The 15,608-nt window shown below is 43.9% G+C and carries 16 protein-coding genes; 11 read left to right on the forward strand and 5 right to left on the reverse strand.

The window, feature by feature from the left end:
- The first annotated feature begins 192 nt into the window (after window positions 1-192).
- From tkt to thiE, 4 genes are all read left to right on the forward strand, one after another.
- Window positions 193-2,178, forward strand: coding sequence for a transketolase (gene tkt / locus PFJ30894_RS07310; RefSeq protein WP_021718319.1), 1,986 nt, complete (start codon window positions 193-195; stop codon window positions 2,176-2,178).
- 107 nt (window positions 2,179-2,285) lie between these two features.
- Window positions 2,286-3,089: a bifunctional hydroxymethylpyrimidine kinase/phosphomethylpyrimidine kinase gene (gene thiD, locus PFJ30894_RS07315; RefSeq protein ID WP_046431616.1), complete on the forward strand. Its 804-nt coding sequence runs from the start codon at window positions 2,286-2,288 to the stop codon at window positions 3,087-3,089.
- Window positions 3,086-3,907: a hydroxyethylthiazole kinase gene (gene thiM, locus PFJ30894_RS07320; RefSeq protein WP_113077077.1), complete on the forward strand. Its 822-nt coding sequence runs from the start codon at window positions 3,086-3,088 to the stop codon at window positions 3,905-3,907. Before thiD ends, thiM begins: the two co-directional genes overlap by 4 nt.
- A gap of 10 nt (window positions 3,908-3,917) precedes the next feature.
- Entirely contained in the window at window positions 3,918-4,556 is a 639-nt protein-coding gene (gene thiE, locus PFJ30894_RS07325) for a thiamine phosphate synthase (protein WP_113077358.1), read from the forward strand.
- Window positions 4,557-4,605: 49 nt separating this feature from the next.
- On the opposite strand, the gene PFJ30894_RS07330 is transcribed toward thiE, so the two are convergent.
- Window positions 4,606-6,051 (reverse strand): secretin N-terminal domain-containing protein, encoded by a 1,446-nt coding sequence (locus tag PFJ30894_RS07330; protein WP_113077076.1) that lies wholly within the window; start codon window positions 6,049-6,051, stop codon window positions 4,606-4,608.
- Window positions 6,051-6,569, reverse strand: coding sequence for a hypothetical protein (locus PFJ30894_RS07335; protein WP_113077075.1), 519 nt, complete (start codon window positions 6,567-6,569; stop codon window positions 6,051-6,053). Before PFJ30894_RS07335 ends, PFJ30894_RS07330 begins: the two co-directional genes overlap by 1 nt.
- A 239-nt stretch (window positions 6,570-6,808) precedes the next feature.
- Between PFJ30894_RS07335 and gspE the strand changes: the two genes are divergently transcribed.
- The 7 genes from gspE to PFJ30894_RS07370 all read left to right on the forward strand — a co-directional run bounded on the left by gspE (window position 6,809) and on the right by PFJ30894_RS07370 (window position 13,349).
- Entirely contained in the window at window positions 6,809-8,479 is a 1,671-nt protein-coding gene (gspE, locus tag PFJ30894_RS07340) for a type II secretion system ATPase GspE (RefSeq protein ID WP_021718325.1), read from the forward strand.
- A gap of 27 nt (window positions 8,480-8,506) precedes the next feature.
- Entirely contained in the window at window positions 8,507-9,547 is a 1,041-nt protein-coding gene (locus tag PFJ30894_RS07345) for a type IV pilus twitching motility protein PilT (RefSeq protein ID WP_113077357.1), read from the forward strand.
- 21 nt (window positions 9,548-9,568) lie between these two features.
- A complete protein-coding gene (locus tag PFJ30894_RS07350; RefSeq protein WP_125669430.1) occupies window positions 9,569-10,783 on the forward strand; it encodes a type II secretion system F family protein in 1,215 nt (404 codons plus the stop codon).
- Between the two features lie 136 nt (window positions 10,784-10,919).
- Window positions 10,920-11,405, forward strand: coding sequence for a prepilin-type N-terminal cleavage/methylation domain-containing protein (locus PFJ30894_RS07355; RefSeq protein ID WP_125669432.1), 486 nt, complete (start codon window positions 10,920-10,922; stop codon window positions 11,403-11,405).
- Between the two features lie 63 nt (window positions 11,406-11,468).
- The gene (locus PFJ30894_RS12040) at window positions 11,469-11,930 is read left to right on the forward strand and encodes a type II secretion system protein (protein WP_113077068.1); all 462 of its coding nucleotides are present in this window, start codon (window positions 11,469-11,471) and stop codon (window positions 11,928-11,930) included.
- Between the two features lie 350 nt (window positions 11,931-12,280).
- A complete protein-coding gene (locus PFJ30894_RS07365; protein ID WP_125669433.1) occupies window positions 12,281-12,841 on the forward strand; it encodes a hypothetical protein in 561 nt (186 codons plus the stop codon).
- Window positions 12,834-13,349 carry a hypothetical protein gene (locus tag PFJ30894_RS07370; protein ID WP_113077070.1) on the forward strand — a complete coding sequence of 172 codons (516 nt, stop codon included), beginning with the start codon at window positions 12,834-12,836 and terminating at the stop codon, window positions 13,347-13,349. The genes PFJ30894_RS07365 and PFJ30894_RS07370 overlap by 8 nt, the downstream gene beginning before the upstream one ends.
- A 90-nt stretch (window positions 13,350-13,439) precedes the next feature.
- Here the strand turns inward: PFJ30894_RS07370 and PFJ30894_RS07375 are convergent, their stop codons facing one another.
- The 3 genes from PFJ30894_RS07375 to PFJ30894_RS07385 form a co-directional block, all read right to left on the reverse strand.
- Complete coding sequence (locus PFJ30894_RS07375) at window positions 13,440-13,928, reverse strand: type IV pilin protein (RefSeq protein WP_113077071.1); 489 nt, start codon at window positions 13,926-13,928, stop codon at window positions 13,440-13,442.
- A 67-nt stretch (window positions 13,929-13,995) separates the two neighbouring features.
- Window positions 13,996-14,379 carry a type IV pilin protein gene (locus tag PFJ30894_RS12045; protein ID WP_211305758.1) on the reverse strand — a complete coding sequence of 128 codons (384 nt, stop codon included), beginning with the start codon at window positions 14,377-14,379 and terminating at the stop codon, window positions 13,996-13,998.
- A 145-nt stretch (window positions 14,380-14,524) separates the two neighbouring features.
- Window positions 14,525-15,607: a tyrosine-type recombinase/integrase gene (locus PFJ30894_RS07385; RefSeq protein ID WP_125669437.1), complete on the reverse strand. Its 1,083-nt coding sequence runs from the start codon at window positions 15,605-15,607 to the stop codon at window positions 14,525-14,527.
- Between the last annotated feature and the right edge of the window lies 1 nt (window position 15,608).

Raw genomic sequence — 15,608 nt, forward strand, 5'->3', positions numbered from 1 at the left:
TTATTTTAACTGAAAATCACGCTTATAAAGATAAAGTGAGTTTTATAATTATAGTGAAGCGGCAGAATAAAATAAGGAATAAGCTTATAAAAGCCGCTAAAGATAAAAAACACAGGAAAATACACGATGTTTATTTCTTCAACTTATGCTATAATTAATATATTACTATGAGTTATTGGGAGGGTTCAGTAAATGCAGGCTATTGATCATGCATCTGTTAATACTTTACGCTTTTTGGCGGCTGACCAGGTAGAAAAGGCTAAATCGGGACATCCTGGTTTCCCTTTGGGCACGGCGCCGTTGATGTATACTTTGTGGGACCGTTTTATGCACTACAATCCAAAAGATCCTAACTGGTTCAATCGTGACCGTTTTGTTTTGTCGCCAGGACATGGCAGCGCTTTGTTGTATGCAATGCTGCATCTGGCCGGCTACGATGTTTCGATGGAGGAATTGAAAAACTTCCGTCAATGGGGCAGCAAAACTCCGGGGCATCCTGAATATGGTCATACAGCAGGTGTTGATGCGTCTACAGGTCCGTTGGGACATGGTTTTGCAATGGGTGTAGGTTTTGCTGTTGCCGAAGCTATGCTGGCAGCAAAATATAATAAGCCTGAATTTACTGTTATTGATCACTATACCTATGGACTCACTTCCGACGGTGACCTGATGGAAGGCGTTGCCAGCGAAGCTGCTTCTTTGGCAGGGACTTTGGGTCTGGGTAAATTGATCTACCTTTATGATGATAATAAAATTACTATTGAAGGTTCTACCGATATCGCTTTCACTGAAGATGTGGAAGCCCGCTTTAAGGCTTATGGCTGGCAGGTGCTGCGTGTAGCTGATTCAGAAGATATTGAAGCTATGGAAGCTGCCGTTAAAGAAGCTCAGGCAGATACCGAGCATCCCAGTCTGATCATTGTGCGTACTCATATCGGTTATGGCAGCCCGAAACAGGACAGTGCTTCCTGCCATGGCGAGCCTTTGGGTGCTGAAGCTTTGGCACTGACTAAAGAAAAAGCCGGCTGGCCTGTTGGTCAACCGTTCTATGTGCCTTTGACTGTCAGCCAGTATTTCAAAAATAAAATTGAAGATTGCGAAGGCGATCAAAAAGCCTGGGAAGCATTGATGGCTGATTATAAAGTTGTTTATCCTGAATTGGGAATGGAACTTGAAGAACGTATCAGCGGCAATGCTCTGGTAAATCTGCACGATTTGGAAGCGATCTTTAAAGATGTTGCTAAAACTGCTACCCGTGAAGCTTCTGGCGATATCCTGCAGAAGCTTGTTATGCAGCTGCCGAATCTGGTTGGCGGCAGTGCCGACCTGGGTCCTTCTAATAAAACTGTGATGAAAAATGTCGGTTATTTCTCGAAAACAGACCGCAGCGGCCGTAATATTCATTTCGGTGTGCGCGAACATGCTATGGGAACAGTTCTTAATGGTATTGCTTTGCACGGCGGTTTTATTCCATTCGGTGGTACGTTCCTTGTTTTTGCCGACTTTATGCGTCCGGCGATCCGTATGGCAGCTTTGATGGGATTACGTTCCATTTTTGTCTTAACGCACGATAGTATTGCTTTGGGTGAAGATGGCCCAACTCATCAACCGATCGAACAAACTATGAGTCTGCGGATGATTCCGGGACTGTCTGTATTCCGTCCGGCAGATGCTTTAGAAACTGCTACAGCCTGGCAAATGGCTTGTATGAATCTACATAAACCGACGGCATTGCTTTTGAGCCGTCAGAAATTGCCGGTATTACACGAATATGCGGCAATCGTTCACGAAAATGCTTATAAAGGCGCTTATGTGCTGAACCCGGGACAGGGAGAAACAAAAGCGGTGCTTATTGCTACCGGCAGCGAGGTGCATTTGGCTTTGGAGGCGCAGGCTGTTTTGGCTAAGGAAGGAACTGCAGTCAGTGTAGTTTCGATGCCTAGCTGGGATACTTTTGAAATGCAGAGCGCAGATTATAAAGCTTCCGTTTTGCCTGAAGGTTTGCCGAAGATTGCTGTTGAAGCCGGCGTTACTTTAGGATGGAGCCGTTATACCGGCAGTGAAGACAATGTTTTGGGTATCAATCGTTTTGGCGCGTCGGCGCCTGGCGATGTAATGATGGAAAAATATGGTTTTACTGTTGAGAATCTGGTTGCTAAAGTAAAAAGCGTTCTTTAATTTTATAATTTAAACGGGCATGGTGCTTACTCTTAGGCCCGTGCCCGTTTTGCTTGCGGTACTGAATCTGAAGATTTTAGTAAGACAGTCTGCAGATAGGAGAAGAAATGAAACATTTATTAACGATAGCAGGCAGTGATTCCAGCGGCGGAGCCGGAATACAGGCCGATTTGAAAACCTTTGCCGCACATGGCACCTTTGGTATGAGCGTTATTACTGCTGTAACAGCGCAAAACACACAGGGTGTGACGATGGTGCAGGATATAGACGCTGGGGTGATCGAGGCGCAGATCGATGCGGTATTTGACGATATACGCGTTGATGCGGTAAAAATAGGTATGGTATCAAGGCCGGAAATCATCAAAACGATTGCCGATAGATTGCGTTATTATAAACCGCAGATCGTGGTGCTGGACCCGGTAATGATTTCTAAAAGCGGTTATCCGCTGCTGGCACCGGAAGCCTGTGCGACACTGGTCCAAGAGCTGCTGCCACTGGCAACGCTGGTAACACCTAATTTGCCGGAAGCAGAAGTTATCAGCGGTATGAAGGTGACGATGAAGGAAGAAATGCGACCTGTTGCCGAACGTATTTTAGAGTTAGGTGCTAAAGCTGTTTTGGTCAAAGGCGGTCATTTGAACGGCAGCGCTGATGACCTGCTGTTTGATGGCAGTACAGAACGCTGGTTTATGGGAGATCGCATCGACACAAAAAATACACATGGTACCGGCTGCACATTATCCAGTTCGCTGGCGGCAAACCTTGCCCAGGGTCTGAGCCTGGCGGATGCCGTTGCGGCTTCGAAGGCTTATGTAACAGAAGCGATAGAATACAGTTTGCCGATCGGCGGCGGCTGTGGCCCGACACATCATTTTGTTGATTTGTACAGAAAGGCAGGCTGGTTAAAATGAGTTTGGTCATCAAAGGGCAATTTGGCTTGATCGTTGATGCTGTACGTGAAAAAAGGCCTGTTATCCATCATTTGACTAATTATGTGACGGCGGGAGACTGCGCCAATATCACTTTGTGTGCAGGTGCTTCGCCGGTAATGGCCGATGAAGCAGAGGAAGTAGCTGAAATAACTTCTAATGCTGATGCATTGGTATTGAATCTGGGAACTATTGCCAAAGCAAAAATGCAGGCAATGGAAACAGCGGCTGCAGCAGCTAAAAATAAAGGCATCGCAGTAGTTTTAGATCCTGTAGGAGTTATGGCGTCCAAGCTGCGTTTAGTTTTTGCGCTGAAGCTTTTAAACGAAGGGCTGGTAACTATCGTGCGCGGTAATTACGCTGAATGTCTGGCATTATTGGAAGAAAAAGCTGAAGGCAGAGGCGTAGATTCAAATGGCAATGTGACTGATGGGTTAAGGGTAGCGAAGGACGCTGCGGAAAAATATAACTGTGTTTTTGCTGTTACGGGCGTTACTGATTATGTCAGCAACGGGAAACAGGCTTTAGTTCTGACTGGCGGACATGAGCTGCTGACGCAGATCACAGGAGCCGGCTGTATGACAACGACGTTATGTGCCTGCTGCGCTGCAGTAACAAAAGACCCATTGCTGGCAGCCGCTTTAGGTATAGTCATAATGGGGCAGGCGGCAGAACTGGCCGCAGGGTTTATGGAAACAAAAGACGGACCGGGAATGTTTAAAACAAGGCTGTTTGACGGTGTTTATCACGTTACGACAAAATGGAACGTGCTGCATTTGGACCCGGAACGGAAGCAGTGAGATGGAGAAAATGAAGCTGAAAATAGATTACAGTGTATATTTGGTAACAGATACCGGATTTTTGCAGGGACGTGATTTCGCTGCCTGCATTGAAGCCGCACTTAAAGGCGGCGTGACCCTGCTGCAATATCGCGATAAAAATGCTGACAGTCGTGTGCTGCTTGAACGGGCGCTGCTGCTGAAAAAAATGTGTGCTGTTTATCATGTACCTCTGCTGATCAACGACAGGCTTGATATCGCGTTGGCTGTTCAGGCAGACGGTGTGCACGTGGGGCAAAGCGATTTGCCGGTTACTGTAGTGCGCAGGCTGTTAGGCGAGCAGGCAGTTATTGGCGCATCGGCTCATAACCCTGAAGAAGCCAGGCAAGCGCTTGCGGATGGTGCTGACTATTTGGGCTGCGGTGCGGTGTTTGGCACCACTACCAAAAATGATGCCGGTTATTTAGGTCTTGACGGACTGCAAAGTATCAGACAGGCTGTTACGGCACCTCTTGTCGGTATCGGAGGCGTCAACAGCACCAATTTTGAACAGGTACTGCAAACCGGTGCCAACGGCGCAGCTATTGTCAGCGGGATTTTGGCAGCAGATGATATTGAAGCAGAGGTACGTAAATTCAAAACAATAGCTGACAGGTATAAAAATATATAAGAAGACAGACAAAAAGAGCTATCGCTTTTACTGCGATAGCTCTTACTTTTTATTTATCTTCGTTTAAGATTTGGTTGACGCGGTCACGCATCGAACCTGACTGCGGAGCCTTGGCCTTATCGTCGCCAAACTCTTTTTGCAGTTCCTTCATTTCCTTTGCCAGTTCTTTCTGCTGGGCTTTGATTTTAGCTTCAGCCTGAGAACGCTCGGATTTTTTGATATCTTTCAGGAATCTGTTATCATCGAAATCCTTAAATTCATTTTCCAGGGACTGAGTATCATAAATAGCCGGGGACGCGCCTGCTTCTGTAATATGCGGCGTCAGGATCATCATAACCTCAGTTTTATTTTTAGTTGTACTGCGGTTTTTGAACAGTTCACCTAAAATAGGAATATTGGAGAGGAAGGGGATCTTCTGAATATTTTTCTGCTCTTCTTCATTGATCAGGCCGCCGATGATCAGTGTTTCACCATTGCGCATTCTTACATAAGTATCGGCAGTACGGCTGGTGATCTTATAATTTTTGATTTCAGAAACCAGTGTCGGCGTGCTGACTTCGGTATGTACGGCTGAGGTGATCATATCGTCTTCGCTGACGAGCGGAGTATAGGTGAGCTTGATACCGGCATCTACATATTCGGTAGTGTTGACGGTAATACCGTTTTCGATTTTCTCAGTCAAAACAGGAATATGGTCACCGATAAAGATACTTGCTTCTTTACCGGGAACGGTGATGATTCGCGGAGTCGCTAAAATTTTGGCCTTGCCATTAGCAAACAGTGCGTTGAGTGTCGCATTAAAACGGAATTCATAGCTGGCGCCAAAGTGAACTACGCCGCCGAAATCTTCATCATCATCGTTATTGCTGCTGTTATTGCTGTCCTCACTGTTCTGTGGTATCTTATCCCAATTCCAGTTGATGCCCAGGTTTTTACTGTCTTCTTTGTTGATAGAAATGATCTTGGCTTCCAAAGTGATCTGTTTGGTAGCAACGTCCATCGCTTTGATTGCCGAGCGTACACGCTCTTCATCTGTGCTGCTGCCGCTGAACAGAATAGAATTGGTGATAGGGTCGATACTGATTTTCTTTTCACTTTCCAGAATATCATTCAAAGCATTTTTAACATCTTCTGCTTTGGCATAATTCAGCTTAAAAACATTGACACTGCCGTTGAACTTGTTCAGATTTTCCTGGGTGGAAACCAAAATAACGCCGTCGACCATGCGATATGCCAGTCCTTTGGCACTGGTGATAAGCTTGATAGCAGTGTTGAACGGCACATTATCTAAGGCAATAGTAATTTTACCTTTAACAGATTCGTCAGTAACGATACTGGCATCCGAAAGAGCGGAAATAGCAGTCAAAACATCGCGAACTTCGCCGTCGTGCACATTTAAGGTAACGTTAGGTGCGGCCAAAGCAACAGTAGTGCTGCTGAAGGCCAAAAGTGCGGCGAGAGTAGTGCTTCGCAGCGATTTTTTCCAAGAATGCATTAGTTATTCCTCCCTAGGGTCAAATGAAGCGGATTTTGCGGATGGCTCAGGTCAACAGAATCGATGCCGATAGCGGCAACAGTATAATCGCCGAAGCTTTGACCATCTTTGTAATAATTACTGGTGTTGTTAAATTCGATAATGGCCAGCTGTTTGACTCCGTTATTGATGATGCCGCGTAAAACAGGCTGAGCTGCATAAACAGGTGCACCGCCTCCGATAACTGCACCGGGATGCACAGTTGGCTTGTTGAGCATTGCTGCCGGAGCCATAAAAGGATTACGGGCTATAGTTTGTACTTTTGGTGCCGCAGCTAAAGCATCTGCGGCAGGTACAACTGCTGCAGCAGGCTGAACCTGAGCTTCTGACTGTACTTGTCCGGCCCATGCTTTTTCGAACAGGCCTTCTATATAACCACTGGCATCAAAGCGGCACATGAAATGCGAGGTGCTCAAAACCAGGAAGGCTGCCAGAATGATAAGTGACAAACGATCAGTTTTCTCTTGCTGTTTTCGCATAATAATTCCTCCAATATAAATTAAACTGATAATTATAAAATCTTAATATACTTATTATACCACAAGATGAAAAAAGCAAATAAATATTCTTATTCTTTTTATTAAAATAAGTTTGTTTTAGAATACATAGCGTAGTATAATTAAATATAAAATAATATAGGGGTATTATTTGTTTTGAAAGCAATAAAAAAACTAAGATAACCGTGTTATTGGCAATATTTAAAATGGAGGAGAACAACGTGGCAACTCAGAAAAGACGCTTGGGCGAGATTCTTGTTACCTCGGGAGAAATAACGCAGTCCCAGCTGGATCAAGCCTTGGCTGAACAAAAAACAAATGGCAAAAGACTTGGTGAGACTCTGATCAGTCTGAATTTTTTGACTGAGCGTAAAATGCTTAAAACTTTAGAAAAACAGCTTTCCATACCATATATGTTTTTGAGTGATATCGAAATTATGCCGGAAGCTGTTGCGGCAGTACCAATCTTTCTGGCAGAGCGCTACACTTTAGTACCGCTGAAAAAAGATGGCAACCGTCTGACGATAGCGATGAATGATCCGACAAATTTCTATGCGATTGATGATGTGCGCATGGTCAGTGGCTGTGACATTTCTATCGTGTTGTCCGAACAGCAGGATATCATTAACGCCATTAATAATTTTTATGGTGTCAGCGGCCGCGTAGGCGGCAGCCTCAACAAATTGAAAGAAGATTCTTTTGCTCCTGTCATTCGCAGAGTTGAAGACAGCAGTGAGGACGCGCCGATAATAAAAATCGTCAACTCCGTCATTGAGCAGGCTGTCCGAGATAAGGCCAGTGATATCCATATCGAACCCCAGGAGGATGATACGAGGGTGCGTTTTCGTGTTGACGGCGTTTTACGTAATGCGGTAACACTTCCGAAAAACAGTCACAGCGCTATTATTTCGCGTATCAAGATCATGGCGGAAATGGATATTGCCGAAAAACGTCTGCCGCAGGATGGTCGTATAAATATTGAACAGGGTGGACGTGATATTGATCTGCGTATTTCGACTTTGCCGACTATTTTAGGTGAAAAGGTCGTTATGCGTATTCTTGATAAAACGGCGGCTTCTATTGATATCAATGATCTGGCTTTCACAGCGAAGAATATGGAGCTGTATAGCAGTCTGTTCAACTCTTCCTATGGCATCGTACTTGTCACAGGTCCTACCGGCAGCGGCAAATCGACAACTCTGTACTCTACGCTCACCAATATCAACAATCCTAATAAAAACATCATTACTGTTGAAGATCCGGTCGAATATCGTATTGAAGGCGTCAATCAGGTAGCTGTCAATAATAAAGCGGGCCTTACCTTTGCCAACGGACTACGCAGTATTTTGCGTCAAGACCCGAATATAATCATGGTCGGTGAGATTCGTGACGTTGAAACGGCTCGTATCAGCATTCACGCCGCATTGACAGGTCATTTGGTTTTCAGTACCCTGCATACCAACGATGCTGCAGGCGCGATCACGCGACTGATCGATATGGGTGTAGAACCTTTCCTTGTAGCTTCCGCTTTGCGAGGTGTCGTAGCTCAACGGCTGGTGCGCCGTATCTGTCCGCATTGCAAAGAAACCTATGCTCCTGACGCGGCAGAAAGGGCCTATATGGGTATTGCACTTGATGAAGAAGTAAAACTCTATAAAGGTGCCGGCTGCGGTAAATGTAATTTTACCGGTTATGCCGGACGTATGGCGATCCATGAAGTTCTGCCTATCATTCCTGAAATGAAGGAACTGATTTTGAAAAATGCTCCAGATACGGAAATTTTTGCTGCCGGACGTTCTTATGGCGTTACTTCTATGAAAGAAGACGGTATCCGCAAAGTATTGGATGGAGAGACAACTGCTTCAGAATTGCTGCGCGTAGCGTATGCGTAAGGAGATGACAAAGTGATCAAAGAGTTAATGCGTGACGCTTTTGATGTCAACGCTTCGGATATCCATTTAACGGTAGGCTTGCCGCCAATGTTCCGTGTCAATGGCGTGCTGCGGCAGGCGGGTGAAGAACCTCTGCGCCGTGAGGATACCTATAATATGGCCATGGAACTGATGGACGATCGGCGCCGCACGCAGTTTCTTGATAACGGCGAAGCTGATTTTTCTTATGAAATTGAAAATGTATGCCGTTTCCGTGTTAATGTTTTTAAGCAGAGTAATTGTGTGGCAGCAGCGCTGCGTTTGATTTCCAATAATATACCCAGCTTTGAGGACCTGCGCCTGCCTGACGTTATCAGCGACCTTGCCATGCTGCCGCGTGGTCTGGTATTGGTGACAGGGCCTACAGGCAGCGGTAAATCAACGACACTGGCGGCTGTTATCAATAAAATCAACAAACACCGCAAAGATCATGTCATCACTCTGGAAGATCCGATCGAATATAAGCATAACCATATCAACAGCATTATCAACCAGCGCGAAGTCGGCAGTGATACCAAAAGCTTTGCCAATGGCCTTAGGGCAGCATTACGTGAAGATCCTGACGTTATTCTGGTAGGCGAGATGCGTGATACTGAAACTATCGCCACCGCTATCACTGCTGCCGAAACCGGACATCTTGTTTTGGCAACTCTGCATACTCAGGATGCGGCATCGACAGTGAATCGTATCATCGACGTCTTTCCCGAACACCAGCAGCAGCAGATTCGCATTCAGCTGGCTGGCAACCTGCAGGGCATCGTTGCCCAGCAACTGCTGATGAATCGCGAACAAACCGGACGTCTGGCTGCTTTTGAAATATTAGTTGCCACACCGGCGCTGCGGAACTTGATCCGCGAAGGCAAAACACATCAGATACCGTCATATATCCAGACTGGTTCCAAATTCGGGATGATTTGTATGGATGCCTATCTGGCGCAGCTGGTACGTAAAAATAAGATCGACCGCAGTATAGCGGAAGAACGCTGTTATGACCCATTATCATTAGAACGCTATATGCATGGACTATAAGGCTAAAGGAGGAACCGCAGTTTGGAGCAATTTAAATATAAAGCACGTAAACGTGATGGTGCTGTAGTTTATGGCACAGTCAACGCCCCTAACGAAGCTGCCGTAGCCGCCTTTATCCGTAAACAGGACATGTATGTGGCTGGCATTGAAGCTTCTAAAAAGAAAGGGCTGTTTTCGGGAGTACTTTTTGAGGAAAGTATCAATCTTTATGACATCTCGATTTTTGCCCGCCAGTTTGCAACTCTGCTGGGAGCCGGTGTACCGCTTTTAACAGGGCTGGAGATACTAACTCAGCAATCTGCTAAAGAGCGTCTGCGTACTGTTTTAGGGCAGATAACTACCAGTGTCCGTGAAGGTAAAGCATTGTCGGCAGCTATGGCCGAGTTCCCTAAAGTCTTTCCCGAGCTGATGACTAACATGGTAGCAGCAGGCGAGGCCGGCGGTATTTTAGAAATCGTTATGGATCGTTTGGCAGCACAGTTTGAAAAAGATTATCGAATGAATGCCAAATTTAAATCAGCTATGATTTATCCGGCAATAGTTTTATCGGTAGCTGCTATTGTGGTTGCTATTATTATGATGTTCGTTATGCCGGTTTTTGTCGGCTTGTTTGAACAGCTTAAAATCGAACTTCCATTTGTCACCCGTGTCGTTATCGGCATCAGCAATTTCCTTGGCCATTACTGGTATTTGGTTATTGCCGCACTGATCGGCCTGTTCCTGCTTTATAAATGGGCCGGTACTAAAGAAAGTTTTCGCCTGTGGCGTGATGGTGTTTATTTGAAAGTACCTATTTTCGGAGACTTATATAACAAAATCATCATTACCCGTTTTGCCCGTACTTTTGCCAGCTTGTCACGCAGCGGCGTGCCGATCTTAAACGCTATGACCATTGTCAGCAAGGCTACAGGAAGTCTGCAGGCTGAAAGGGTACTTAATCAGGCCCGCGGCAGCTTAAGGAGAGGCCGTACTTTGGCAGATCCTATGGAAGCCAGCGGTATGTTTCCGCCAATCGTTATCAGCTTAGTAAATATTGGCGAAGAAACCGGCGCTCTGGATACCATGCTTGATAAGGTCGCCGACTTCTACGGCGCCGAGGTAGATGATACTATCGGAAGACTGCAGACTATCATGGACCCGATCCTGATAGTTATTTTAGGCGTCATTATCGGTACGCTGGCAGTAGCTCTTTTACTGCCGATGTTTGAAATAGTTACAAAAGTAGGTAACTTATAAATAAAATAAAAGTTTTATGATAAAAATACTTGATAAAAGTTTAAAAAAGAGTTATTATTAAAATATAAATAAAATAGCGGCTATATTATTATGCAAATAATGGTAGCAACGCTATATTAAGAAGGGATGAAATCCAATGAAAAATTTTATTAAAAACAGAAAAGGTTTCACTTTGGTGGAATTGGTAGTAGTAATCGCCATTATCGGTATCCTTGCCGGCATTGCTGTACCGCGCTTTTTGGATGCTACAGCATCTGCCCGTGGCTCTAAAATCATAGCAGACATGCGCACTATTCAGGCCGCAGAAATGATTTATTATGCTAAAAATGCTAAATATCCAGCAGCGCAAAATGATTTAAATTCTTTGGTGCAAGGTAGTTGGCCTGTTCCTCCTACCGGAAAATTTATTATTGCTCAGGTTCTTAAATCAAAGTCAACATCTCCTACTGAAGGTACTGTATCAGACACAGGCGCATATCTTTATACTCCTGATACTGCTCAAGGAGGAACAGTAACTTTAACAAATGCAACTATCAGTGCTGGCGGTGTAAGCGGTGATTTAACTTTAAATAAGCTTTTAGGTGGTACCGAAACTACAACTACTCCAGAAACTGGCAATTAATTTATAAATAAATTTAAAAGAGTCAGCTAATGCTGGCTCTTTTAAATTACGTTGGAGGTAATCATGTTTAAAAATAATAAAGGTTTTACTTTAGTCGAATTAGTCGTAGTTATTGCAATAATCGGTATTTTAGCGGGTATCGCAATTCCTATGTATACTGATGCTACAGCAACTGCAAGAGGCGCACGCATAGTTGCCGATATGGCTACTATTCAAGAAGCATACACCGCCTATCTGGTCAAAAATGGTGGAGCACAGAAAGTAACAGGATTGCCTACCAGTGAAATCTATGATGATATCCTTCCAATGTTAGTCGAGCAAGGTTATCTAGATTTTATTCCAATTCCTCCGATCGGAAATGCTATCTTTGTTAATGCAGACGAATATTATCGTGAATTACCAGTTCCTTCTGGAGCTTATTATACATTTATTAACCATTCTGATATATCTACCTCTGATGTTTTAGTTGCTATAGAATTAGGTTGGGGTCCACAGCCTATTAACAGATTTACAAACAAATATTAAACTTATAAAAACAAGTCTTAAAGATAAGGGGGTGTTTTATTTGACAAACACCGTTAACAAGCGCATACTTAACAGGTTGCCTTCAAACCACAGCTTGTGCGGCAAGGCTTCAAAAAACAGGACAAGACGCTGAGCAACGTGTAAAATAATTCGACTGATGGCAAACTAAAGCGGCGACGTTATAAAATCCTATGCAACGGCAATAAACAAGCATTGTGCAACGGTGAGCCTTAGCCAGATAAAAAACGCTTTTAAGCGGTAGTGCGCCTGCAAGCAGACATTATTACACTCAGCCAGCCGGGAATCCCTTGTTTTTTATATCAAAAATATAAAAAATTGAGGTGCTGTCCATGAACAATGGCTTCTTTAAGATTTATCGCGAACTTTGGGATAAACCTATCTGGAAACAATCTACTCCGATTCAAAAAACTGTTCTTCTTACTTTGCTGTCTATGGTCAACTTCGCTCCCGCCGAATGGGAATGGCAGGGGCAAAAGTTCAGCGTGCAGCCAGGACAGACTATTACCAGCTTACAGCATATTGCCGAACGTTGTGGCAAAGGTGTCAACGCAGGTAATGTTAGGGGAGCTTTAGACCGATTTGTAAAACTTGGTTTTTTGGCAAACGAATCTACAAAGACCGGACGCCTGCTGACTGTCGTGAATTGGGGCGCTTACCAGTACCTTGATGACGAACGGTGCACAGCTGACTGCAAAGACCTTACAAAGGCAATGCAAAGCGACTGCAAAGGCTCTGCATCTAATAAGAAGAATAAGAAAGAAGAGAAAGATAAGAAAAATAATTTTTATCAAAACTCTTCTTTTACTTCCTTTTCCCAACAAGCCAAACCCGTACTTTCTGCTGGTGCAGCACAAATCCGTGCTTTAGCGCAGGGAGGCTGCCATGAATAATCAGGTCACGCTGCAGGATGCAGCCAAGATCATTGATCGTTTGGGCCGTTATTTCCCTATGCTGGTAAGAAACGGCAGCGAAGTCGTAAACGACTGGTATCCGTTTATTGCGCAGTTTCCGCTAGATGTGGCGCAGGCTGCGGCGATGTATGTTATTGAAAACACCGCCTTTGATCCGCCTAAGCCTGCTGTTTTTGTGCAGGCGGCCAGAATGTTGCTGCAACATCAAACCGGACAGCGTGAACTGACTGCCGCAGAAGCATGGCACGCAGCTTGCAGGCAGCTGAACCCTTATAAAAAACCTCATTACGAAAACGAACTTGTTTCTCAGGCAGTACACGACATCGGTTATCTGAATCTCTGTACTGCTGAACACGATATGTTTTCCCGTTTTGAGCATGTCTATAACATTTTGCTGCAGCGTGAAAAAGATGAGTTTAAGATCGAAAGTACTCTTGCCAGTATCGGCCTGTATCAAAGTAATATCGCAAAAATCGAAGCCAAATGAAATAATCCCCGTTGACGCATAGCGTCAGCGGGGATTATTCTTTAAAGCTTGTTTTATTAAATTTCAGGTATTTTTAAAATCGTTTATAATTTACCAATTTCCTAAAATATACTGTTCGATAAAAATTGAGTATGGAACACCGCTAGTGCCAGTACCTAATCCATTAATAAAAGATACTGTTATTTTTCTCTTATTTTCACTGCTGCCTACACCACTGCTTGCTTTCTCTATGCCGTATGAACAATTATTTAGTGCTATTCTATTACCGCTAACTGCATAGTAATAATCGCCTTGAGGAGCTGTTGGCACTGCATATAAAAAACCTTTATCAACAATGTCTTTAAAAACTTTTGCACCGTTAGCTTTTTGATCATCCGTAAGGCCATCAATGGTATTACCTGCTGCCATATATTGTTCAACAGCGCTCTGCAAAGTACGCATATCGGCCGCCGCTCTGGCGGTTCTGGTTTTAGCCTGCGAATCAAGAAAATGAGGAATCGCAAGTCCTGCCAATATCCCAATAACAGCAATGACTATCACAAGTTCAACTAAAGTGAAACCTTTATTATATTTGCACATAACTTCTCCTTCTAGTATTAAAATAAATAGGCAGATAGGCTGTAATTTCCTATCTGCCTATTTGAAATTAGTTATTTTTTCTAGTCATTAAAGTTTTTAAATCTATATTTGTGCCAGCGTTAATGGTAACAGTTTTAGGAGTAACACCATTATTCGGTGTTACGGTATAAGATGTTACAGCAGCTTTGATTTCACCAGCTTGATTAGTTTCAGCCACTTTAAAAGCACCAATCGGTGGAATCGGTTCAACTGCTAAATATCCATTATCTACTAATTCTTTCATAGTAGCAAATTGACCTTTTTCTGCATAATACATAGATTCTGCACTTTCGATAGTTCGCAAATCAGCAACTAATCTTGAACCACGAGCATTAGTTGTAGCATCCATAAACCGTGGAATCGCCAACCCTGCTAAAATACCTAAAATGGCAATTACTACTACCAATTCCACCAAAGTGAAACCTTTTTGGTTTTTAGTAAAATTCAAGAGGATTAATAATTTCCATTAAGTTAGTATCATCAGTCTGAGCGTTTATTAAACGCAGGGGTTATTTATTAAATTTATAACGTTTTGTAAGACTCTGGTAAGACACAAATCAATATTTTAGTTTGTTGATTGCAGTTAAAAGCTGCCGGATATTTTTGTGAGTGTAGCTTTCGGTGACATCGGCATTGGCGTGACCAACTATGCGTTTTAAAATAACGCTGCCGGCGCTGATCCCGCATGAGTCCATACCGCTGATAAAGGTATGACGACAGTCATGGGGCTTATGCTGCATTTTTAATGTTGACATTAACAGGTTAAAAAAACGTTTTTTGTAGGTATCGTAGATTATTGGCTGTCCATTTTCTGTTTCGATCAGATATTTACCGTGCATACGGGCGGCGACAAGCGGCACGATATCTTTATGCAGTGGCAGGATACGGTGTGCTGCTTTTGTTTTAGTACCGTGCAGGTCAATAATCTGCTTTTTGAGGTCGATATGTACCGTTTGTATTTCCAGCAGCTCGCCGATGCGTATACCGCTGTAAAGCATGATCAGTACCGTATCGACCAGCCTGACGTCATTGTAATGATGGCGGCTGCCGTCAGCAAGCGGCAGTGTCAGTTCAAGATTTTTCCATAAACATTTGATTTCACTGTGAGTAAAAATACTGCGGGATGTTTGTTTGGCAGTAGCGTTCTTTTCCAGATAACGCGAATAGTCTACGTTGATAAGATCATTTTCAAGTGCGAGACGAAAAATACCGTTGAAAATAGTTTTTAAGCGCGTCTGCACACTGGGGGAAAGGTGCTGATTATTATCCATGACTGCCTGCATTTGTGCTTTTTTTACTTTTTTGATTGGTTCGTTGGCAATATCAGTACATTTTTTCCAGGCTGCCGTAAAACTGCAGCGTGAGGAACGTGAAAGACGGACGGTATGTTTGTCATACCACTGGTTGTAAAGCTCGCCTAAAGTGATATGCTGCAGATTTAAGTCGTAAGGGCGTTTGTTGTAGTCGGCAAGTGCGATTAGGGCAGCGCGTCTGCTGGTATAGTAACCAAGTGTGTGATATTTTTGCAGTGGTTTGCCATCTGTTTGATACTGCCAGCCTGCTGTCAGTCGTACACGATAGGGTTTGCGGCGGTTGCCGGGCAGTTTGCTGATGCCCCCGTAACCGTTAGGATTTTTCATA

The sequence above is a fragment of the Phascolarctobacterium faecium genome, from assembly GCF_003945365.1.
Classification (GTDB): Bacteria; Bacillota; Negativicutes; order Acidaminococcales; family Acidaminococcaceae; genus Phascolarctobacterium; species Phascolarctobacterium faecium.